This window comes from Rhizobium sp. Root708 (assembly GCF_001429725.1).
Taxonomy (GTDB): domain Bacteria; phylum Pseudomonadota; class Alphaproteobacteria; order Rhizobiales; family Rhizobiaceae; genus Rhizobium.
In genome coordinates, this window is record NZ_LMHV01000042.1 from 35,707 (window position 1) to 57,273 (window position 21,567).

The following is a 21,567-nucleotide window of genomic DNA, read 5'->3' on the forward strand; positions in this document are numbered from 1 at the left end:
TGAGGACCAGCTTGATCGCGTCCGGGCTGGCATGCCGATTCAAAGCAGCGAATGGACCATTCGTTACGGCGCAGACTTTGAGACGCGGCCGATTGACGTTCACGGAGCTGAAGACGGACCGTTGCGAGCCATATGAAACTGGCCCTCGTGTCGTCGAAGACGCCATTGTAATCGTTATGCAATTGAGGGCATATCGAGGATTCCAATTCTGGGAGCAGGGGCGGAAAGCCCCGACTTGCGATTTTCAGCCGGGCGATCTGACAATCAACGACATGAGGTTTGAAGGTCGCGCCATTATAGATCAGCCGCTCCACGCCCTGTATTGCCACATCCCCTTCAATGCGATCATCGACGTGGTCGGCGCGGAGTTTTGGGGGAGAACGTCGGCGCTTTCCTACAGTCCGGGTCAGGGTTTCGAGGATGCCACTATACGCAATCTGCTTCTGTCGGTGAGCCAGGCGATCCACAGCTGCAGCAGAGATCGCCACCTGTATCTCGATCACGTTGCCGTGGCGCTGGTCGCACATCTTGTGGCGGTTCGTGGGGACGCGCTTTCTCGACGGTTTGCAGCATGATGGCTGAGCGAGGCTGTCTTCAAGCGGGAACCATGGGTACGGCGGATGCTGGAGCCTGCTGAACGTCAGACTGGCGCCATTCTTCTTGACGAGTTCGGCGGGGCCATAGCTGCCAGCCCGGCCACAGGTGCGGCACTCGACTTCGATTACTGGATCGCGCACCCGACGGAGATCGAGGAAAGATTGAGCGGCTTCTTCTTCGTCATCGGCCATTGCCCTCGCGTTGCGCCAGCATCCCCTTCAGTTTCTCCATTGCTTTGGCGGCTTCATTGTTCAGTGCGATGAACTTCCGATCGGGAGTGAAATAGTTCGATCCCTTGGTTAGGCTGTCGCGGTGCTCTTCGAGTTCACCAGTCGCGCGAATGACGGTGTCGATCTGATCGTTCAATCTATCGCTCGGGACCTTGCGTTCCATCCACTCCGAGAGTGACAGTCCCAGCTTGGAGGCTCGTTTTTCCTCGTGGGCCTTCTGGCTCTCTGCGAGACCCGAAATCATAGAAGCGGCAATTGCCGCAAGGTCGAGATCCGGCAGTGCTCGCCGTCTCCGATTAGGAGGACGCGCGGCGAAATCGAAATCGGCTGGATACGTGTCGTCGGGAACGAACAATATCGAGGTCTCGCCGTCCGGCTTAGGGGTCACGTCGATAAGGGTGCCGTCGGGCGCCTTCCAGACGACGTGAAACTCGGCAGTCCAGAGCGCATCTGGCAGTTCCCATATGGACCATCCGTGGAGAGGGCCGCCGCCGTCCTGCTGAACCTTCGCCGCCACGGTGAGATTGCAAAACCCGTGCACTCCACTGGGATCCTCAACAACCGGAACGAATATGGGATCGCCGTAAAGCTCGTCGCGGCAGAAAGCGAGGAGGATCAGTAATCGCCACCGGGGTGGTCTCGGCAAGAGCGGATCCGCGTTGCCGGGCCAGGCCCTCTGCCACCACTCTGGCCTCATCAATCCCTACTACGCCAGCCAAGCACTCCCCCATGAAACTTCGGAAGGACACAATGTCTAGGTGAGACGTCTGTGATCAGTCAACGGGTTCGGCTATTCACCTCACCGCTGTGTACGAGATACCCTACCAAGAAGCGTTCGAACGGTTCTTGGGTCAAGCGAAGAACCCACTTCCAAGCTCACGCCCTGAGGTCTGATCGGCCGGCGCCAGCAGAGTCCTCGGGATCGTCTCATCCAATTTTCTCGATATTCTGTGTGATATCGTCGAAATGACGGCGGCTGTTGGTGCGCGCGACCACGGGCTCGGGTTCGCTCTGTGGTCTCCCTAACCCGTGCCTCGCCGGTGTCCTGTTAACTTTTTCCCGGGATAACAATGACATCCGGTGACTTTCTGCAAGCCGGATGCCCGACTTCTCACGGTTGGTCGGGCGCGACTGGGCATATGTGGTTGCCGCCTTGCTGCGGCGACCGAGGAGTGCGTCCCTATTATGCCAAGATCGCCGTGGCGGGCATAGTGTGTGTGCCCGCCACCTCTCTCCCGGAGGAGAGGCTGAGGACGAACCTTGACGACGGACAGCTCGATCAGATTTGGATACGTGCGTCATCGAGCGGCGAGCGCTCTCAATTTCGCTACGGTGGTCGGAAGCGTGCGATTTTCGGAGCGTCCGCGGGACCGTGTTGCAGCGATTTCGAATCCTTGAGGACTAGCTAAGGCTCTTCGGGCACGCCGCCTCTGGCGGGACGCGTGCAGGCGATTTAAGGATTAATATTCGGGCAGCGTTCGAAGCATTCATCATCGAATCCAGCGGCGGGGCTCATCGCGTAGCCGCGATCTAAGTAGATCTGACCGTTATGCTTTGCATGGTTCGCGGATACGTTCGCTGTTCTACGGACGAAGCGGCATCGTACTTAAGCGTTTCTTCCGATTTCGAGGATGATCGAGTGCGTTTTCGGATTCGTACTTTTGCACGGAGGCACTTCGGCACCATTTTTGGCTTCCTTCGGCAAAAAGTGAATCCTGACCCGTCTTCGCGCGACAGCGAAAGATGGTTAACGTTTGGTTAACGCTTGTACGGCGCGGGTTCGTGGCCTCTGGGATGGCGAGCGAGGGCCGTTGTCAACAATTGTTCAATGGGAAGCTTACCCGGTCAACGAGGCATTCTCGGGGGCATAACAACATCATGGCACGCCAAAGGTTGTATTCGCATTATGGCTTGGTATGGTCGGAACCGAGCGCCACGCGGAGCGAAATCACAAGACTGGGTTGACGACGCCGCAGAGGTGAAAACGGCGCCGTAGTTCAAAAAATTGTTGCACTTCAATTAGTTGGTCAAATTGCAGTGCCGTCCGAGTCCACGCTTATGGGTTCCACAGTCCGGACTTAGCGGGGTCGAGTCCGGGCTTATGTGGCGAGGCAGAATAAACGCAATTGGCGCACCCGACAGGATTCGAACCTGTGACCTTTGGAATCGGAATCCAACACTCTATCCAGCTGAGCTACGGGTGCATGCCTGAGGCGGGTTTGAATCGCCTGTCCGATGGGTGGTTCTTAGCCTAGCTTCTCGCCAGCATCAATCTCCAAAATTGAAAAGTGCGCCGTTCTTGCAAACGGCGCACTGTTTGTTGTCAGACCTGCATGGCGCCGGGGCCGGGGATGGCCTTTGGCGGCACCTTGCCGAGGATGATCATGCCGAGGACTTCGTCCTTGGTCACGTCCTCGGTGCGGGCGTGGCCGACGACCTGGCCGTTCTTCATGACGGAGACGCGGTCGGCGAGGTCGAAGACGTCGTGGATGTCGTGGCTGATGAGGAAGATGCCGATGCCTTCCTTCTTCAATTGCTTGATCAGCTCACCGACCTGCGCCGTCTCCTGCGGGCCAAGGGCTGCCGTCGGCTCGTCCATGATCAGGATGCGGGCGTTGAAGAGGATCGCACGGGCGATCGCCACCGATTGCCGCTGGCCGCCCGAGAGTGCCTTCACCGGCTCCTTGAAGCGGCGGAAGTTGGGGTTGAGACGGCCCATCACCTCGCGTGTCGAAGCCTCCATGGCGACGTCGTCGAGCGTGCCCCACTTGGTGCGGATCTCGCGGCCGAGATAGAGGTTGGCGGCGGCGTCGACGTTATCGGCGACGGCGAGCGTCTGGTAGATCGTCTCGATGCCGTATTTCTTGGCATCGCGCGGATTGCGGATGTCGACCGGCTCGCCGTTGATCAGGATCTCGCCGCTGTCGCGCTTGTAGGCGCCGGAGAGGATCTTGATGAGCGTCGACTTGCCGGCGCCGTTATGGCCGAGAAGGGCGACGACTTCGCCGGGGTAGAGATCGACCGAGGCATTGTCCACGGCATGGATGCCGCCGAAGGAGATCGAGATGTTCTTCAGTTCCACAAGGGGAGCGCGTTGATCAGTCATATCTAGGACTCCTCTTACTTCGACCGCGAGCGATAGACGGTGTCGAGCCAGACGGCTACGACCAGCACGGTGCCCACGACGACATTTTGTATGGGGGTATCGACGTTCGCGAGACCCATGCCCGACTGCAGCGACTGCATGACCAGCGCGCCAAGCATGGCGCCGGCGATGGTGCCGGTGCCGCCGGCAAGCGAGGTGCCGCCGATGACGGCCGCCGCGATCGTATAGAGCTCGTAGGTCGTGCCTTGCGAGTTGGCGGCGGCGTTGAGGCGGGCGGTCGAGATCGCCGCGGCGACGGCCGCCAGGAAGCCCATCAGCGCGAAGATACGAACCGCGACCCAGCGGGTCTTGATGCCGGCGAGTTCGGCTGCTTCAGGATTGCCGCCGATCGCGAAGACATAACGGCCGAAGCGCAGGCGGGTGGCGATGAAGGTCATGACGATGCCGACGAGGACGGCGATCAGCACAGGCACGGCGATGCCGTAGGAGATGAAGAGCCCCGTTTCCGGCCAGGCGATGCCGTTGGCCTCGGCGTATTTCTTGGCGATCGCCACCGGCCAGTAATAGATCGTCGAGACCCAGATGGCGCCGAGCACCAGCGTGCAGCCGAGAACGGCCAGGAAATACTCGGCCCAGAGCGGCCGGCGCGGGAAGTTGAAGCGCTTGCGCTGGTGGCGCGAGCCGATGATGCCGACGATGATCAGCACGCAGGCGACAAGCCCTATGATCCAGCTCCACGTGGCGCCGACGGAGCCTTCGGCACCGCCGCCCATGATGCGGAAGGTGGTGTCGAGAGGGGCAACCGTCTGGCCCGATGTGACGTACCAGGCAAGACCGCGCCAGGCGAGAAAGCCGCCGAGCGTGACGATGAAGGAGGGGACGCCCAGAAAGGCGATGATGACGCCCTGGAAGAGGCCGATCAGCGTTCCGGCGATCAGGCCGCAGACCAGCGTGATCAGCCAGGTCCAGGAATTGTCGAAGCCGAGATATTGCGGCAGGAACTTCGCCTGCACGACGCCCATGATCATGGCGACGAGGCCAAGCATCGAGCCGATCGACAGGTCGATGTTGCGGGTGACGATGACGAGCACCATGCCGGTCGCGAGAACCGCGATCTCGGTGGTCTGGACCGAGAGGTTCCAGAGGTTGCGCGGCGTCAGGAAAAGCCCGCCGGTGTAGAGATGAAAGCCGATCCAGATGACCAGAAGTGCTGCGACATGCCGAGCAGGCGCGTGTCGATCTCGGTTGCGCGCAGGAAGCGCGTGAAAGCGTTGCCCTCCGCCGAGCGCGGATGGCCCGATGAGGATTGCGTGATATTTGCCATGGGTTTGCCGTTTCCCCCATTGTTTGGGCTTCTGGCGCGGGTGCCCGAAAGCCCTTGCCGAGGTGCCCTGTTCTTCAAATCGACCACCGAGAGACTTCCGAAGCGGCCGCTTGAGGGCGGCATCGTTGCGGCAGGGAATCAAAGCGTTCGCGGTGCGTTGCGAGGCGGGGAGCGTTCGTGGACGGCTCCATCCGCGTCCGGCGCCGCAGCGTGACCGCTGCGGCGCCGGTGTGTTGGTTTAGCTGGCGAGGATTAATCGCAAGCCTTGACGCTGCCGGCCTTGACGCCCTGGCAGGCTTCAGCCTTGGAGATCCAGCCTGCGTCGATGACGACGTTCAGGTTGTCCTTGGTGATGGCCTGCGGCTTCAGGAAGATCGATTCCATCTTCACCTTCTTCGGGCCGCCGTCGAAGGCGGTTACGCCGTCGATCTTGTCCATGGTCTTGCCGCCAGCGAGGTCGAGCGCGATTTCAGCAGCGCGCTTGCCGAGTTCGCGTGAGTCCTTCCAGACGGAGACCGTCTGCTGGCCGAGCGCGATGCGGTTCAGAGCAGCCTTGTCGGCGTCCTGGCCGGAAACCGGAACGGTGCCTGCCATGCCCTGTGCGTCGAGAGCAGCAACCGCGCCACCGGCGGTGCCGTCGTTGGAAGCAACAACGGCGTCGACCTTGTTGTTGTTGGCGGTCAGGAACTGTTCCATGTTGCGCTGAGCGTTCTGTGGCAGCCAGCCGTCGGTGTAGGCTTCGCCGACGTTCTTGATCTTGCCCGCGTCAACAGCGGCCTTCAGGACTTCCATCTGGCCGGCGAACAGGAAGTCCGCGTTCGGGTCGGAAGAGGAGCCCTTGATGAAGACGTAGTTGCCTTCAGGCTTGACCTTGAACACGCCTTCAGCCTGCAGACGGCCGACTTCCTTGTTGTCGAAGGTGATGTAGAAGGCAGCCGGGTTTTCGATCAGGCGGTCATAGCCGACAACAGGAATGCCTTCAGCGGCAGCCTTTTCGATCGCAGGACCGATCGCATCCGAGTCCTGAGCAAGAACGATGAGTGCGTTCGCGCCCTGCGAGATCAGCGATTCAACGTCGGTGAGCTGCTTTGCGGCAGACGACTGTGCATCAGCGGAAATGTACTTTGCGCCCTTGGCTTCAAGCGCCTTCTTGATGGCGGCTTCGTCGGTCTTCCAACGCTCTTCCTGGAAGTTCGACCAGGAAACGCCGACGACGAGGTCAGCAGCCATTGCGGCGGTATGCACCGATACGAGGATGGCAGCACCTGCCATCAGCTTCAAAACATGCTTCATAATATCCTCCCGAATAGAATGCGGCCAGCCCCAGCCAGTGGTTCCTCCGGCCGCCGCGGTTCGCTGACGAGAAGGTTCGAATTATTTTCTCGACAGTCGAGAAATTTAGTGTCAGAGATTTTTTCAACTGTCAACACCGCACTACCAGCTTAATTTTCTGCGCGGAAAGGTTGCTGGAGATACGGTGTGAGCGAGGGCGGAATGCGAGGGGGAGAGGGCCGGCATATATGCTGACCAAGTCGAGCACGGAGTTGGTCCGGCAGAGAAACAGCGTGCTCGTGCTGTCGGCGCTTCGCAGACAGGGCGCGCTGGCGCATACCGAAATTGCTGATCTCACGAAGCTGTCCTCCGCGACGATCTCGGCCATTACCGCCGACCTGGAAAAGGCTGAGATCATTGAGAAATCCGAGCAGCAATCGGCCAGCGGGCGAGGGCGTCCGCGGGTGCTGTTTCGGCAACGGCGTGATTGCGGCTACTTGATCGTCGTGATCATTTCATCGGACGGCGTGCAATATTCGCTGGTCGATTACGCCGGGAAACTGATCGACCGGTTCAGCGAGGACCGGTCGCATGATCCCGCGGGTGCCGAGCGGTTTGTCGCCTCCGTCAAGGAGGGGCTCGCCCGCATTCTTTCGCGCTCGAAGCTTGCGCAGGAGAAGGTGCTGTTGATCTCGATCAGCAGCAAGGGACTGGTGCATTCCACCGATCCCGTGCTCGTCTGGTCGCCGATTTTCGGCGGCGATCAGATCGATTTCGAATCGGCTTTTCGGCCCGCCTGGCAAGCTAGGATCATCCTGGGCAACGAGACGCAGCTTGTCGCCGCAGCGCTCGGCGCGCACGAGGAGAATGCGCGGCCGGCCGAGTTCCGGTCACTCGCCGCGCTGTCGCTCGGCCACAGCATCGGGCTCGGCATTGTCAGGCGTAGCGGACCGGGGGAGCAGGAGATCTCGGCTCCAAATTTCGGACATATGCTGCACATGGCGAATGGCGGCCTTTGTCGCTGCGGCAGCAAGGGCTGCATCGAGGCCTATGCCGGCTTCTATGCCATTCTACGCATGGCCTTCGAGGTGCCGCTCGACACGATCCCGGCGAAGTTCGTGCCGGTTGCCGAGCTCGACAAGATTGCCGCGCAAGCCCGCCACGGACATCGCATGTCGTCCTTCGCCTTCAGGCAGGCGGGCGTAGCGCTCGGAAACGGGCTATCGCGGCTGCTCAGCCTCACCGAACGAATGCCGGTCGCCATCACCGGGCCCGGCACGCGCTATTACGATCTCCTGAGGCCGGGGATCGAGGAGGGGCTTGCCCAGTCGCACATGGTGCGGATGCAGGGCATGCCCGAGCTGCGCGTCGTGTTCGACGAACCGCTGCTGGTGTTCGAGGGCCATCTCAACCGGGCGCTGTCCGTCATCGACGGCGATATTGTCCAGGGCGGGCTCGGCTAAGCCGCGGATGTCTTGCGTCGGGTGAGCGTCCTGCCGATCTTCTGTCCCTGCATCTCGATGAATTTGTGCCCTGCCGCCGACAACGCATAGACGATTGGGATGGTGATCACGATCGACAGCAGAAAGCGCTGGAAGTTGCTGATGTCGTGCCCATGCGCCTTGATCAGGTAGGCGATGACCGGCTGCATGACCAGCAGGTGGATCAGGTAGGCGCCGAAGGACAGCTCGCCGAGCTCGTGGCAGAAGCGGTTGCCCATGAAGTCGGAAATCCGGTTCAACGGGTTTGCCAGCGGGCGCGGCAGATGCGCGTGGAAGATCAGCGCGAAGAAGGCCACGACAAGCCCGAGCCGCACAAATTCGCGCATGACAGTCATGCCGCCGCCGATTGGAAGGGCCACGAAGACCAGTGCCAGGAGGAAGTGCACTAGGGCGCGTGGGGTAGAGGCGTTGAGCGCGCCGGCCAGCAGCATGCCTGATGCAAAGACGTGCATCTTCAGCGGCAGAAAGGCCGGCATCGGGAAATTGATGCCGACTAGGCGCAGCGCCACGGCGATCGCGACGCCTGTTACAACGATGCCGATGCTGCCGCGCAGCCATCCGAACCGGTGGATGAAGAGCATGAGGAACGGCAGGACGGCGTAGAACTGCATTTCCAGGCTGATGCTCCAATCCGGCAGTGGTGTGCGGAAGGCGTGCGCCGGGGAGAGGCCGAAGAGGAAGCTCACATGCAGCAGCACGTTCTCGAGGCTGCCGTCGAGATAGCGTTCGGGCTGCTGCGGCGTGACCTCGAGGAAATGGTCGATCACCATGCGGCTTTCGAAAATGAAGGGGCCGAGCGCGATGGCGATGGCCAGCATCACGTAGTAGAGCGGGGCGATGCGGAAGAACCGGCGGGTCCAGAAATTCGACCATGTCGAGATCTCCGACCACGGCTCCTTTTGCTGGCGGAGCTGATAGTGAAACACCATCAGAAAGCCGGACAGCATGATGAAGAGGTCGACGCCGAGATCGGGATCGCCGATCAGCGGCAAATGCCAGCCGGTGAGCAGCATCGCGTGCCCGATCAGCACCCATAAAGCGGCGATGCCGCGCAAGCCATCGAGACTGCCGATTCGCCCCGAAGAGCCCGATACATCCGCCATCGTCTGGTTTCCCATTTATCGGAGGTTGCGATAAGTTGGCGATCTTTCGAGGGAAACCAAGTCAATAATATGAATAGCGCGCTGTCGGATGCACGGAAGACGTGCGTAAAATCCGCTAATGTACAAGGCGCATCAGGCGGCTGGCTCTGTCGGACGAGGGCGCATTATTTTGTTTGCCAACACTCTTGAACGAGAAATGGCCGGGCAGGGACCCGGCCATTTCACAGTTGGCTTTCGGTCGGGAGAGGGCCGTCAGCCGATCTTGATGAGCTTGCCTTCCTTGACGGACTGCACCGCAGCGTCGGCAAGGGCGAGTGCCGCCAGACCATCGGCGCCGGAGGGCGAGATCTTGGCGCCCTTCTCGATGGCGGCGATGAAGCTTGCGATCTCGTTGGCATAGGCTTCGGTGTAGCGGGTCATGAAGAAGTCGTGCAGCGGCGGGCGGGTGTAGCCTTCGCCGTTGGCGACCTCGATGGAAACGGGGCGCTGGTTCTCGGCCGATACCATGCCCTTCGAGCCGTGCACTTCGATGCGCTGGTCGTAGCCGTAGGTGGCGCGGCGGGAGTTGGAGATGATCGCCTGCTTGCCGGATTTGGTCTGCAGGATCACCGAAACGCTGTCGTAGTCGCCGGCCTCGCCGATCGCCTTGTCCACGAGAACGGCGGCGGTGGCGCTGACGGCAACCGGCTCTTCGCCGAGCAGGAAGCGGGCCATGTCGAAATCGTGGATCGTCATGTCGCGGAAGATGCCGCCGGAGCGCTTGATGTAGTCGACGGGGGGAGCGCCCGGATCGCGAGAGGTGATGGTGACCATTTCAACGTCGCCGATCCGGCCGTCGTCGATCGCCTTGCGCACAGCCATGAAATGCGGGTCGAAGCGGCGGTTGAAGCCGACCATCAGCTTTGCCTTGGTCTCGTCGACGACCTTGATGCAGGCCCGGACGCGATCGACGTCGAGATCAACCGGCTTTTCGCAGAAGATCGCCTTGCCGGCGCGGGCGAAACGCTCGATCAGATCGGCATGGGTGTCGGTCGGAGTGCAGATGACGACGGCGTCGATATCCTTGGCAGCCTCGATCGCCTCGATCGTGCGGACCTCGCAGCCATAGGCGGATGCGATCGCGTCGGCGGCCTGGGGAAACGCGTCGGCAACGGCGACGAGCTTGGCATTGGCATCGCCGCTGACGGCTTTCGCATGAACCTTGCCAATACGGCCGGCGCCGAGAAGACCAAATCTGACTGTCATGAGAACCTCCCTTGGATTCGGAACAAATGAACCGAATTGTACTCGTTGTGGAATTTTCATTCCATTTTATCCTCGCCGCGTCAAGCCCGGCGCTCTTTCACATTTTTGAAATTCACCTTAAAGACGTGTGACAATTCAGACATGGGAACGCAATGCAGCTGATCGATCCACAACATCCGGCCTACCGCCCGCTCTGGGCGCGTATCCTCATCGTCGCCGTCTGCCTCGGATGGGCGGTGGTGGAAATCGTCACGGGCGACCCCTTCTGGGCCGTGCTCGCCGGAGGGGCCGGCGTCTATGCGGCCTACATGCTGCTCTGGAGCTACAAGCCGCCGGCGGAAACACCGGATGCTCCGCCGCAGGAAAGCCCTGCCGCTGAGAAGGACGAAGACTAGGATCTGAGCCGCGACAGTCGCCGGATCGCCTCGTCGATCAGGAGATTTGCGATCATCATTCGCTTGGTCGCATTGGCGCGAAAGGCGGGTGCGACGCCATCCGGATGATTGGCCTTTGCGAAGGCGCGCCGCTTTTCACCAAGGCTCTTCAGCGTGTCGCGGGACGAAATGGCGATCTCGGTCGCGATCTCCTGGGGTAATATCCGCGTCAGGCGTTCGGGGATGACGGGTTCCGGCTCCGGTTCAGGCGGGGGCGGGGGTGCAGGTTCGGGCTCGGCGGCGGCCTCCGGCGGCGGTGCCGCGCGCGGTTCCTCGGTCTCGAGATTGTCGAAATAGGCTTGGCCCGGTCGTGCAGCGCTGGCCGAGACGCCTTCCATGACATCGAAGGCAAGTCCGGTGTTGAAGCCGTGAACGCGCGCCGTGGAATGGGCCGGATACTCTTCAGCTTCCTCGTCTTCGCTTTTCAGGCGATCGAGGACGGACTGGAAGACCGATTGACCGAACAGCATTGCGCATCTCCTTCGGGGAACGCGTACTAAAGCCGAGGAAGATGGAGCAAGGCTTGTCAGCCCGCCGCGGCCTTCTGACTTTCCCGCAACACGAGATTGTAAAGCAGCCGCGCGCTCGGCGGCAGTTCACGTTCTTTCACTGTGATAAGACTGTAGGGCCGGACGTTGATCTCGAAGTCGATCGGCAGGACGCGCACGTCCGAGGCCTTGGACTTGTGGCTCGCCAGGAATTGCGCGACGTCGATTGCGATCGGGGCAATTGCGTCCGTCTGGCAAACCGTGGCGCAGGTCAGCAGCAGCGACGAGGTGTTGACGATGTTTTCCGGCAGCGGGACCTCGTTCGTCAGGAAGACTTCCTCGATCGTCCGGCGCAGCAGCGTGCCCGGCGGCTGGAAGACCCAATCGTATTGCGGCAGGTCGGCGAGGGACGCGACCTTCTTCTTCAATAGCGGGTGGCCGCCTCGCACGATCAGGCAGGCCCTTTCGACGCCGATCTCCTGAACCTGGAAAAGGCGCGGGTTGAGATCATCGGGGATGCGGCTGATGATGAAGTCGTGGCGGGCTGCGAGGAGTTCGCGGGCAAGCACATTGCTCGTCTCGACCTGAATACTGACCTCGATCCCGGGAAGAGCTTTTCGCACATGCTTGATGGCAGGCACGACCAGGCTCATGGCCGGAGCGGTCACCGCGCCAATGAAGACGGCGCCGCCTTTTCCGGTCTTCAGTTCGCCGATTTCACGGCTGGCTTCCCTGAGCTCCAGCATGATCTTGCGGGCGCGTCTGGCAAGCGCCGCGCCGAAGGTTGTCAGCACAACGCCGCGGGAAACGCGCTCGTAAAGTGGTGTTTTGAGAATCGATTCCATTTCCGACAACATGCGCGAAGCGGCGGGCTGGGAGACGTTCAAAGCCTCCGCTGCTGCAGATATCTGCCCGCTATCTTCGATTGCGACGATCATGCGCAGGTGATTCAGCTTAAGCCCCGACCGAAGCAGGCCGTCGTCCCCAAAAATTTCTGTCTGAATGTCCACGTAATCGATCGCTGGCGGCCCTGAAATAATCGTCATGGTTGCAGCCTCCCCACTGCTCTCCATCAAAAGTAATACTTTTTAACGATATACCAAAATTGTTATGCATTTTGCCAGTTATTCTATTTGACAGATATAGGAATCCATACCAGTTTGCCGCCGTGTGCTGGTGGCACTCAACACGTGAGAGCGTGGAGGAGACCTACTTCGTTTCTCACCATATGAAGTATCATCCAAGACGAAACCTGCCACAGTTTCGGGGCGGGCGATTTTTCGTCCGTGCGTTTATTAACTAAGGGAGAGAGAGATATGAAAACCATTATCTCATTGATGGCAGCGGCCGCCTTTGGCGTCGCTTCGTTCGTTATGCCGGCTATGGCTGCCGACAAGGGGACTGTCGGTATCGCTATGCCTACGAAGTCGTCCGCTCGCTGGATCGACGACGGCAACAACATCGTCAAGCAGCTTCAGGAAGCCGGTTACACGACCGACCTGCAGTACGCTGACGACGACATTCCGAACCAGCTGTCTCAGATCGAGAACATGGTCACGAAGGGCGCGAAGGTTCTCGTCATTGCCGCAATCGACGGCACGACGCTTTCCGACGTTCTCCAGAAGGCCCACGACGCAGGCATCAAGGTCATCGCTTACGATCGTCTGATCCGCGACTCCGGCAACGTCGACTATTACGCGACGTTCGACAACTTCAAGGTTGGCGTTCTGCAGGCAACTTCCATCGTTGACGCCCTTGGCCTCAAGGATGGCAAGGGTCCGTTCAACATCGAACTCTTCGGCGGTTCGCCTGACGACAACAACGCCTTCTTCTTCTATGACGGCGCAATGTCGGTTCTGCAGCCTTACATCGACAGCGGCAAGCTCGTCGTAAAGTCTGGCCAGACCGGCATGGACAAGGTCGGTACGCTGCGTTGGGATCCGGCAACGGCCCAGGCTCGTATGGACAACCTGCTCTCGGCTAACTACACCGACGCGAAGGTCAATGCAGTTCTGTCGCCTTACGACGGTCTGTCCATCGGCATCATCTCGTCGCTGAAGGGCGTCGGCTACGGTTCTGGCGATCAGCCGCTTCCGGTCGTTTCCGGCCAGGACGCTGAAGTTCCTTCCGTCAAGTCGATCATCGCTGGCGAGCAGCACTCCACGATCTTCAAGGACACCCGTGACCTCGCAAAGGTTACCGTCGGCATGGTCAACGCTCTGATGGAAGGCAAGGAGCCTGAAGTCAACGACACCAAGACCTACGACAACGGCGTCAAGGTTATCCCGTCCTACCTGCTGACCCCGGTCGCTGTAGACAAGACCAACTACGAGAAGATCCTCGTAGAAGGCGGCTACTACAAGGCTGACCAGCTGAAGTAATCGTACCAAGTTGGCCGGAACCCGCCGCTTGCGGGTTCCGGTCTTCACTTTTATGATCGCCGCGCCGTATTACCGGCTGCTGGCGCTGGATTTTGACTATGGACAATACAATCCTCGAAATGCGGAACATCACCAAGACGTTCCCGGGCGTGAAAGCGCTTGAGAATGTGAACCTCAAGGTTCGGCAGGGTGAAATCCATGCGTTGGTTGGTGAAAATGGGGCCGGCAAATCGACCCTGATGAAAGTTCTTTCCGGTGTTTACCCGGCCGGATCCTACGAAGGCGAGATTGTTTACGAAGGTGACGTGCGCAACTTCAAGGTCCTGAAGGACAGCGAAGAAATCGGCATCGTCATCATCCATCAGGAGCTGGCACTCGTGCCGCAGCTATCGATCGGCGAAAACATCTTCCTCGGGAACGAGAATTCCAGCAACGGTGTCATCAGCTGGGAAGCGACGTTCAACAAGACGAAGCAGCTTCTCGCCAAGGTCGGTCTGCGTGAATCGCCCAATACGCTGGTGACGGATATCGGTGTCGGCAAGCAGCAGCTCGTCGAGATCGCGAAGGCATTGTCGAAGAGCGTCAAGCTACTGATCCTTGATGAGCCGACCGCTTCGCTTAACGAAAAAGATTCCGATGCATTGCTGAACCTCCTTATAGAGTTCCGCAACCAGGGCATCACTTCGATCATCATCTCCCACAAGCTGAACGAAATCCGCAAGGTCGCCGACCAGATCACCGTTCTGCGAGATGGCATGACCGTGAAGACGCTCGACTGTCGTACTGACGAGATCAGCGAAGACGTGATCATCAAGAACATGGTGGGCCGCGATCTGGCTGACCGTTATCCGCCGCGCTCCGTGCCGATCGGCGAGACGATCCTTGAGGTCAAGAACTGGAATGCCTTCCACCAGCAGCATCGCGACCGACAGGTGCTGCACGACATCAATGTCACCGTCCGCAAGGGCGAAGTGGTCGGCATCGCCGGCCTGATGGGTGCCGGCCGCACCGAGTTCGCGATGAGCGTGTTCGGCAAGGCCTATGGTCACAAGATATCAGGTGAAGTCCTCGTCAACGGCAAGGCCGTCGATACGAGCACCGTCCGCAAGGCGATCGATTCAGGTCTCGCCTATGTCACGGAAGACCGCAAGCATCTCGGTCTGGTGCTTAACGACAACATCATGCACAACACGTCGCTCGCCAATCTGCCTGGCGTTTCCAAAAACGATATCATCGACGATATCAAGGAGCTGCGGGTCGCGACCGACTACCGGACGAAGCTTCGCATCCGCTCTTCCGGCGTGTTCCAGGAAACGGTCAATCTCTCCGGCGGCAACCAGCAAAAGGTCGTGCTGTCGAAGTGGCTGTTCTCCGATCCTGAGGTGCTGATCCTCGACGAACCAACGCGCGGCATCGACGTTGGTGCGAAATATGAAATCTACACTATCATCAACCAGCTTGCCGCCGATGGAAAGGGCGTTCTGATGATCTCATCGGAAATGCCCGAACTGCTCGGCACGTGCGACCGCATTTACGTCATGAATGAAGGACGTATTGTCGCCGAACTGCCGAAGGGAGAAGCAAGCCAGGAAACTATCATGCGCGCTATCATGCGCTCAGGGGAGAAGAAGTAATGACGCCGGTCAACCAAACAACCGAGGAAAGCAACGTCGTTTCCGTTACCGACTACATCCGCGGTAACATTCGCGAATACGGCATGTTGATCGCGCTGGTCGCGATCATGGTGTTCTTCCAGTTCTATACCGGCGGCATCCTGTTCAAGCCGGTCAATCTGACGAACCTTGTCCTGCAGAACTCCTTCATCGTCATTATGGCGCTGGGCATGCTGCTGGTTATCGTCGCAGGGCATATCGACCTTTCGGTCGGCTCGATCGTTGCCTTCGTCGGCGCGCTTGCGGCCATCTTCACCGTGACCTGGGGCATGAACTTCTGGCTCGCGGCACTGATCTGCCTCGCGGTCGGCGGCATGATCGGCGCGGCGCAGGGCTATTTCATCGCCTATCACCGCATTCCGTCGTTCATCGTTACGCTCGCCGGCATGCTGGTCTTCCGCGGTCTGACGCTGACAGTGCTGAACGGCAAGAACATCGGACCGTTCCCGAAGGAATTCCAGGTTATCAGCACCGGCTTCCTGCCCGGCGACATGATCGACCTGTTCGGAACCCCGGTACAGTCGACCTCGATCATCCTCACCGTCATCCTGCCGGTTATCCTGTTCTACCTCGCCTGGCGCCGCCGCAAGGTGAACGAGAGCCACGGCATCGATGTCGAACCGACAAGCTTCTTCATCGTCCAGAACCTGATCGTTTCCGCGGCTATCCTGTGGATCGGCTACCTGCTGTCGAGCTATCGCGGCCTGCCGAACGTGCTCGTCGTCATGCTGGTGCTGATTGCGATCTACGCCTTCGTTACCCGCAAGACGACGATCGGTCGTCGCATTTACGCCCTAGGCGGCAATGAAAAGGCCACCAAGCTCTCCGGTATCAACACCGAGCGCCTGAGCTTCCTGACATTCGTCAACATGGGCGTGCTCGCCGGTCTCGCCGGCATGATCATCGCGCTGCGGCTTAACTCGGCAACCCCGAAGGCCGGCGTCGGCTTCGAGCTCGACGTCATCGCGGCCTGCTTCATCGGCGGTGCTTCGGCATCCGGCGGCGTTGGCAAGATCACCGGTGCTGTCATCGGCGCGTTCATCATGGGCGTCATGAACAACGGCATGTCGATCGTCGGTCTCGGCATCGACTTCCAGCAGATGGTCAAGGGCCTCGTGCTTCTCGCAGCCGTCTTCTTCGACGTCTACAACAAGAACAAGGGCTAAGCGCTTCGGCGCTGCCCACGCATTCGCAGTCATGTGAACTTACCAATCCGGCTCGTCTGAGAGCCGGATTGGCGGAGCATTTTCCGCGTTATCGAAAAAAGGATGAAGACCGTGCTCATTTCGCAGATCAAGGGTTCGAACGGAGAGATCGTCGTCGCCGTGCGCGAGCCGGGCGGTACCGCGAAAGCCGTCAACAACGCCGGCAGCGTCTATGCGCTCGCCATGGAAGCCGCAAACGGTGGCAAGTCGCTCGCAGCGGTGATCGAGGCGCATGGTCTCGGTGATGCCGTCGATCTCGAGAAGGCTTATGCCGAAGGCAAGTTCCTGCCGCCGATGACGCATCCGGACGCTGCGCATCTGCATCTGACGGGCACTGGTCTGACGCATCTGGGGTCGGCGGCAACGCGCGATTCCATGCACAAGAAGACCTCCGAGGCCGCCGAGGAAACCCTCACGGACTCGATGAAGATGTTCAAGATGGGTCTCGAGAACGGCAAGCCGAAGGCTGGCGAAAAAGGCGTTCAGCCCGAGTGGTTCTACAAGGGCAACGGCTACGGTTCGGCTGCTCCGGGTGCGCCGCTCGTTTCTCCGTCCTTCGCGCTCGATGGCGGCGAAGAGCCCGAGATGGCCGGCATCTACATTATCGCTCAGGACGGCACGCCGTTCCGCATCGGCTTTGCGCTGTCGAACGAGTTCTCCGACCACGTTACCGAGCGCCAGAACTATCTCTACCTCGCGCACTCCAAGCTGCGTCCGGCAAGCTTCGGTCCTGAGATCCGCATCGGTGCTGCGCCTGACGACATCCGCGGCACGTCGCGCATCAAGCGCGGGACCGAGGTGATTTTCGAGAAGCCGTTCCTGTCGGGTGAAGCGAACATGTCGCATACCTTCGCAAACCTCGAATACCACCACTTCAAGTACGGCCTGTTCCGCGTGCCCGGCGACGTTCACGTCCACATGTTCGGCACGGCGACGCTGTCGTTTGCCGAAGGCATCAAGACGGAAGAGGGCGACGTTTTCGAAATCGAAGTCGCCGATTTCGGCCTGCCGTTGCGCAATCCGCTGAAGATCGACGCCGAAGAAGAGATCGTCGTCAAGCAGCTCTGAGTTGGCATGGCCCGGCCGCTTCGGCGGCCGGACCGTTTCATGAACGGTATCGGAGGCCAACCAGCCCGTGACTATCTATCAGAACCTCATCGCCGGCGAATGGGTCGGTTCCGATGCGACCAAGAATATCAATCCGTCCGACACCAACGAGGTGGTCGGTCTTTATGCGGATGGTACGGTCGAAGACACCAAGAATGCGATTGCCGCCGCCAAGGCTGCTTTCCCCGCATGGTCCCGCTCCGGTATCTGGGAACGCCACGTAATCCTGAAGAAGGCCGGCGACGAGATCATGGCCCGCAAGGACGAACTCGGCGCGCTGCTCGCCCGCGAAGAGGGCAAGACGCTTCCCGAGGCGATCGGCGAGACCATTCGTGCCAGCCAGATTTTCGAATTCTTTGCCGGTGAAGCGCTGCGCCTCGCGGGCGAGATCGTTCCGTCCGTTCGCCCTGATATCGGCGTCGAGATCACCCGCGATCCGCTCGGCGTCATCGGCATCATCACGCCGTGGAACTTTCCGATTGCCATCCCGGCCTGGAAACTCGCGCCGGCGCTCTGCTACGGCAACACCGTCGTGTTCAAGCCGGCGGAACTCGTTCCGGCCTGCTCCTGGGCAATCGTCGATATTCTCAATCGTGCGGGTTTGCCGAAAGGCGTGCTGAACCTCGTCATGGGCAGGGGCTCGGTGGTCGGTCAAACCATGCTCGACAGCCCCGACGTCAGCGGCATCACCTTCACCGGTTCCACCGGCACGGGCCGTCGCGTCGCAGCTGCCTCGATCGAGCATAACCGCAGGTTCCAGCTGGAAATGGGCGGCAAGAACCCGATGGTCGTCCTCGACGATGCGGATCTGGACGTTGCCGTCGAAGCGGCCGCCAATTCAGGCTTCTTCTCCACGGGCCAGCGCTGCACCGCGTCCTCACGCCTGATTGTCACCGAAGGCATCCACGACAAATTCGTCGCGGCGCTGACGGCCAAGCTCGAGACGCTTGTGGTCGACAACGCCATGAAATCAGGCACGCATATCGGCCCGGTTGTCGATGAAAAGCAGCTGAAGACCGATACCGACTATATCGAGATCGGTCGCAAGGAAGGCGCAAAGCTCGCCTTCGGCGGCGAGCTCATCAAGCGTGAAACGCCCGGCTTCTACCTGCAGCCGACGCTGTTTACCGAAGCCACCAACCAGATGCGCATCAGCCGCGAGGAAATCTTCGGTCCCGTCGTTTCGGTCATCCGCGTCAGGGATTACGAGGAAGCGCTGGCAACCGCCAACGACACGCCTTTCGGTCTGTCTGCCGGGATCGCGACGACGAGCCTCAAGCACGCGACGCATTTCAAGCGCAACTCGGAAGCCGGCATGGTGATGGTCAATCTCCCGACGGCGGGCGTCGACTTCCACGTGCCGTTCGGCGGTCGAAAGGGATCGTCTTATGGGCCGCGCGAGCAGGGCAAGTATGCGGCGGAGTTCTACACGAGCGTCAAGACGGCCTATACGCTGGCGTAACGGCCTCTCGGGCGCACTGGAGCAAAAAAGGGTAAGACCAAGTTCCGGCTCGGACTGCCGACGAAGTGCTTCTCTGTACAAATGATCGGTTTCTCCGTCATGCCGGCCTTGAGCCGGCATCCAGCGGCACCGCGTCCGCGGTGCGAAGGACTTTTGCGCGCAAGGACTTGCGCGCGCTGGACCCCGGCTTTTGGCCGGGGTGACGAAGGAGATGGCATCGATCCGTAATATGCCAAAGACGTTGTCAACAAGCTAAGGCGGGCCCAAGTCCCGCCTTTTGTCGCTAGATGGCTTCGGCGACCAGAGCGGTCGCTCGGCGCTCCATGCCATTACCGTCGAAGAGGCTGCGGATTTCCGGCCACTTGCGTCGGAAGGCCGCGACGCAGGCGGGATCGAAATGCGTTCCGCTGCAGTCGATGATCTCTTCGTAGGCTCGCTCCGGCTCCCAGGCAGACTTGTAGGGTCTGTCGGAGCAGAGTGCGTCGAAGACATCTGCAACGGCAACGATGCGGGCCTCAATCGGAATGTCTTCGCCGGCGAGGCCGTTCGGGTAGCCCGTGCCGTCCCACTTCTCGTGATGTCCGCCGATGATGGCGACGGCGACGCGCGAGAGTTCGGCGGTGCTGTTCTGCAGGATGCCGACGCCGATCGGCACGTGCTGGCGCATCAGTTCGATTTCATGCGGATCGAGCTTGCCGGGCTTCTGCAGGATAGCGTCGGGAATGCCGATCTTGCCGATGTCGTGTAGCGGCGCGGCCAGGAAGATGTTGCGGCGCTGGATCCGGTCGAGACCGACGCCTTCCGCGACGAGTTCAGCGATGGTGGCAACGCGCTCGATATGATCGCCGGTATTGCCGTCCCGCGACGCCATCGCCTGCGCCAAGCACCATATAATTTCCTGCTCGCGCATGTCGGCCTGCCGGCTCGCATGGCGGAAGGCGAGATGCAACGCCTTGGCGCGATCGGCAAGTGCGACCTGTGCCGTGCGCAAAGCCAGAAGATTGCCGATGCGTGCCTGCAGTTCCAGCGGGTCGAAAGGCTTGTTCAGGAAGTCGGTCGCGCCGGCGTCGAGCGCTTCCAGGCGAATGGCTCGCTCGGTCTGCGAGGTGACCATGACAACAGGGACGTTCTTGTAGCCGTGCTGCGCGCGGAGATGGCGGATGAGTTCCACGCCGTTCAATCCGGGCATCATGTAGTCGACCATCACGAGGTCGAACTCGGCGGTACGGCTGCGTTCCAGAGCGGCACGCGGATCGGAAAAGCTTTCAATGTCGTGGTTGCTGAAGCTGCGGACGGCCGTCTCCAGCGCCAGCAGGCTCGATTTGCTGTCGTCGACGATAAGAAGATGCATGAAAAGACCCGATGAAATTCTGCTGCAGGCGGCTGGCGTGGCGCCAAGTCTCGAAACCCTGCTGCGTCAGGGTTGAATTCATTTCGATCGAAACCGTCGCGACTGAGGATGCCGCGTTCACCGTCCCTAGGATCAGGGCAGGGCGCTTAACATCGGGTTATTTCAAAGGACAGGATTTTCTCTAGCGCGCAAAAGAAACGGGCGCATCGAGCGCCCGCTGCAATCAGGATTAAGGAGCGGTAACCGCAGCTCTCAGCTCTCAGCTCTGGCTTTGGCCCTGCATCTGCCCCTGATCCTCGACCTTGACCACGACCGAGAGTTTTTCTCCGGGTGTGCCGATACGCATGCCTGAAACGGGCGCGGCATCGCGGTAGCAGAGACCGGAAGCAACGCGCACATAGCGGGCATCGGGGCAGAGGTTGTTTGCCGGATCGAAACCGACCCAGCCCAAGCCGAGCACGTGGGCTTCGCCCCACGCATGAGTCGCTGCCTGCTCGACCTTCTCGTCCATCATCAGATAACCGGAAACATAGCGGGCCGGGATGCCAAGGGTGCGTGCGGCCGCGACGAAGATATGGGCGTGATCCTGGCAGACGCCGCTCTTCTTCTCTAGCGCTTGCTCAGCCGTCGTCTCTGTATCGCTGGTTCCAGGCTGGTAGGCCACCGTCGCGTGAATGGCGGCCATCAGCGCATGCATGCGTGAGAGTTCGTTTTCGCCGCTGACATCCCGGATTAGTTCCCTGACGAGTTTTCCGGCCTTCGTCCGTGGCGTCTCGCGCAGGAAAAGCCATAGCGGGCAAAACCCGCTGTGGGCGCCGAGGACGCCGTTGCGATCTTCGGTCTCGACTTCGCCCTCGGCGACGATACGGGTGGTGCGTTGCTCGCCTTCCAGCGAGACGAGATTGATGTGGTTGCCGAACTGGTCGTCATACTCGACCTCGGGCTTGGCGCCCTCCACATGCAGCGACCAATTCAGGATCGTCTGCCCGCCGACGGTCGGCGGTGTCAGGCGCAACCGCTGCAACGAGAAAACGGAGGGTTCCTCGTAATGATATTCGGTGACGTGGCTGATCTTAAGTTTCATGTC

Annotated in this window: 17 protein-coding genes, 1 tRNA gene and 1 pseudogene; 8 read left to right on the forward strand and 11 right to left on the reverse strand. The window is 60.2% G+C overall.

Annotated features, from left to right (window positions below; all coding sequences use genetic code 11):
- Nucleotides 1-272 precede the first annotated feature (272 nt).
- Nucleotides 273-575, forward strand: coding sequence for a hypothetical protein (locus ASE04_RS30825; protein ID WP_156408871.1), 303 nt, complete (start codon nucleotides 273-275; stop codon nucleotides 573-575).
- A gap of 202 nt (nucleotides 576-777) precedes the next feature.
- Here the strand turns inward: ASE04_RS30825 and ASE04_RS22870 are convergent, their stop codons facing one another.
- The 5 genes and pseudogenes from ASE04_RS22870 to xylF all read right to left on the reverse strand — a co-directional run bounded on the left by ASE04_RS22870 (nucleotide 778) and on the right by xylF (nucleotide 6,550).
- The gene (locus tag ASE04_RS22870) at nucleotides 778-1,368 is read right to left on the reverse strand and encodes a hypothetical protein (protein WP_156408872.1); all 591 of its coding nucleotides are present in this window, start codon (nucleotides 1,366-1,368) and stop codon (nucleotides 778-780) included.
- Nucleotides 1,369-2,954: 1,586 nt separating this feature from the next.
- Nucleotides 2,955-3,031 (reverse strand) — tRNA-Arg (locus ASE04_RS22875).
- Nucleotides 3,032-3,150: 119 nt separating this feature from the next.
- Complete coding sequence (locus tag ASE04_RS22880) at nucleotides 3,151-3,933, reverse strand: ATP-binding cassette domain-containing protein (protein WP_056822876.1); 783 nt, start codon at nucleotides 3,931-3,933, stop codon at nucleotides 3,151-3,153.
- Nucleotides 3,934-3,947: 14 nt separating this feature from the next.
- Nucleotides 3,948-5,257, reverse strand: a pseudogene (locus ASE04_RS22885) (sugar ABC transporter permease).
- Between the two features lie 252 nt (nucleotides 5,258-5,509).
- Entirely contained in the window at nucleotides 5,510-6,550 is a 1,041-nt protein-coding gene (xylF, locus tag ASE04_RS22890; protein WP_056822879.1) for a D-xylose ABC transporter substrate-binding protein, read from the reverse strand.
- A gap of 227 nt (nucleotides 6,551-6,777) precedes the next feature.
- Here xylF and ASE04_RS22895 point away from each other — a divergent pair, with 227 nt between their 5' ends.
- On the forward strand, nucleotides 6,778-7,992 hold the full coding sequence (locus ASE04_RS22895; protein WP_056822882.1) for an ROK family transcriptional regulator: 1,215 nt from the start codon (nucleotides 6,778-6,780) through the stop codon (nucleotides 7,990-7,992).
- Here the strand turns inward: ASE04_RS22895 and ASE04_RS22900 are convergent.
- Complete coding sequence (locus ASE04_RS22900; protein WP_056822885.1) at nucleotides 7,989-9,134, reverse strand: acyltransferase family protein; 1,146 nt, start codon at nucleotides 9,132-9,134, stop codon at nucleotides 7,989-7,991. The two genes, ASE04_RS22895 and ASE04_RS22900, sit on opposite strands and share 4 nt — an antisense overlap.
- Before the next feature lie 252 nt (nucleotides 9,135-9,386).
- A complete protein-coding gene (gene iolG / locus ASE04_RS22905) occupies nucleotides 9,387-10,379 on the reverse strand; it encodes an inositol 2-dehydrogenase (protein WP_056822888.1) in 993 nt (330 codons plus the stop codon).
- Nucleotides 10,380-10,531: 152 nt separating this feature from the next.
- Here iolG and ASE04_RS22910 point away from each other — a divergent pair, with 152 nt between their 5' ends.
- A complete protein-coding gene (locus ASE04_RS22910) occupies nucleotides 10,532-10,774 on the forward strand; it encodes a hypothetical protein (protein ID WP_056822890.1) in 243 nt (80 codons plus the stop codon).
- Here the strand turns inward: ASE04_RS22910 and ASE04_RS22915 are convergent.
- Both ASE04_RS22915 and ASE04_RS22920 read right to left on the reverse strand, forming a co-directional pair.
- Nucleotides 10,771-11,283 carry a hypothetical protein gene (locus tag ASE04_RS22915; RefSeq protein ID WP_056822893.1) on the reverse strand — a complete coding sequence of 171 codons (513 nt, stop codon included), beginning with the start codon at nucleotides 11,281-11,283 and terminating at the stop codon, nucleotides 10,771-10,773. The genes ASE04_RS22910 and ASE04_RS22915 overlap by 4 nt on opposite strands.
- 56 nt (nucleotides 11,284-11,339) lie before the next feature.
- Nucleotides 11,340-12,347: a LysR family transcriptional regulator gene (locus ASE04_RS22920; RefSeq protein WP_056822896.1), complete on the reverse strand. Its 1,008-nt coding sequence runs from the start codon at nucleotides 12,345-12,347 to the stop codon at nucleotides 11,340-11,342.
- A 270-nt stretch (nucleotides 12,348-12,617) separates the two neighbouring features.
- On the opposite strand from ASE04_RS22920, the gene chvE reads away from it, so the two are divergent.
- From chvE to ASE04_RS22945, 5 genes are all read left to right on the forward strand, one after another.
- Nucleotides 12,618-13,682, forward strand: coding sequence for a multiple monosaccharide ABC transporter substrate-binding protein (chvE, locus tag ASE04_RS22925; protein ID WP_056822898.1), 1,065 nt, complete (start codon nucleotides 12,618-12,620; stop codon nucleotides 13,680-13,682).
- A gap of 98 nt (nucleotides 13,683-13,780) precedes the next feature.
- A complete protein-coding gene (gene mmsA / locus ASE04_RS22930; protein ID WP_056822902.1) occupies nucleotides 13,781-15,316 on the forward strand; it encodes a multiple monosaccharide ABC transporter ATP-binding protein in 1,536 nt (511 codons plus the stop codon).
- Nucleotides 15,316-16,521: a multiple monosaccharide ABC transporter permease gene (mmsB, locus tag ASE04_RS22935; RefSeq protein WP_056822905.1), complete on the forward strand. Its 1,206-nt coding sequence runs from the start codon at nucleotides 15,316-15,318 to the stop codon at nucleotides 16,519-16,521. The genes mmsA and mmsB overlap by 1 nt, the downstream gene beginning before the upstream one ends.
- Before the next feature lie 111 nt (nucleotides 16,522-16,632).
- Nucleotides 16,633-17,628, forward strand: coding sequence for an AraD1 family protein (araD1, locus tag ASE04_RS22940; RefSeq protein ID WP_056824031.1), 996 nt, complete (start codon nucleotides 16,633-16,635; stop codon nucleotides 17,626-17,628).
- 67 nt (nucleotides 17,629-17,695) lie between these two features.
- Nucleotides 17,696-19,129, forward strand: coding sequence for an aldehyde dehydrogenase family protein (locus ASE04_RS22945; RefSeq protein ID WP_056822908.1), 1,434 nt, complete (start codon nucleotides 17,696-17,698; stop codon nucleotides 19,127-19,129).
- Nucleotides 19,130-19,412: 283 nt separating this feature from the next.
- Here ASE04_RS22945 and ASE04_RS22950 read toward each other — a convergent pair whose 3' ends face one another.
- Together ASE04_RS22950 and ASE04_RS22955 are read right to left on the reverse strand one after the other, a co-directional pair.
- Nucleotides 19,413-20,480, reverse strand: coding sequence for an HD domain-containing phosphohydrolase (locus ASE04_RS22950; protein WP_056822910.1), 1,068 nt, complete (start codon nucleotides 20,478-20,480; stop codon nucleotides 19,413-19,415).
- A 259-nt stretch (nucleotides 20,481-20,739) separates the two neighbouring features.
- On the reverse strand, nucleotides 20,740-21,564 hold the full coding sequence (locus tag ASE04_RS22955; RefSeq protein ID WP_056822913.1) for a transglutaminase family protein: 825 nt from the start codon (nucleotides 21,562-21,564) through the stop codon (nucleotides 20,740-20,742).
- Between the last annotated feature and the right edge of the window lie 3 nt (nucleotides 21,565-21,567).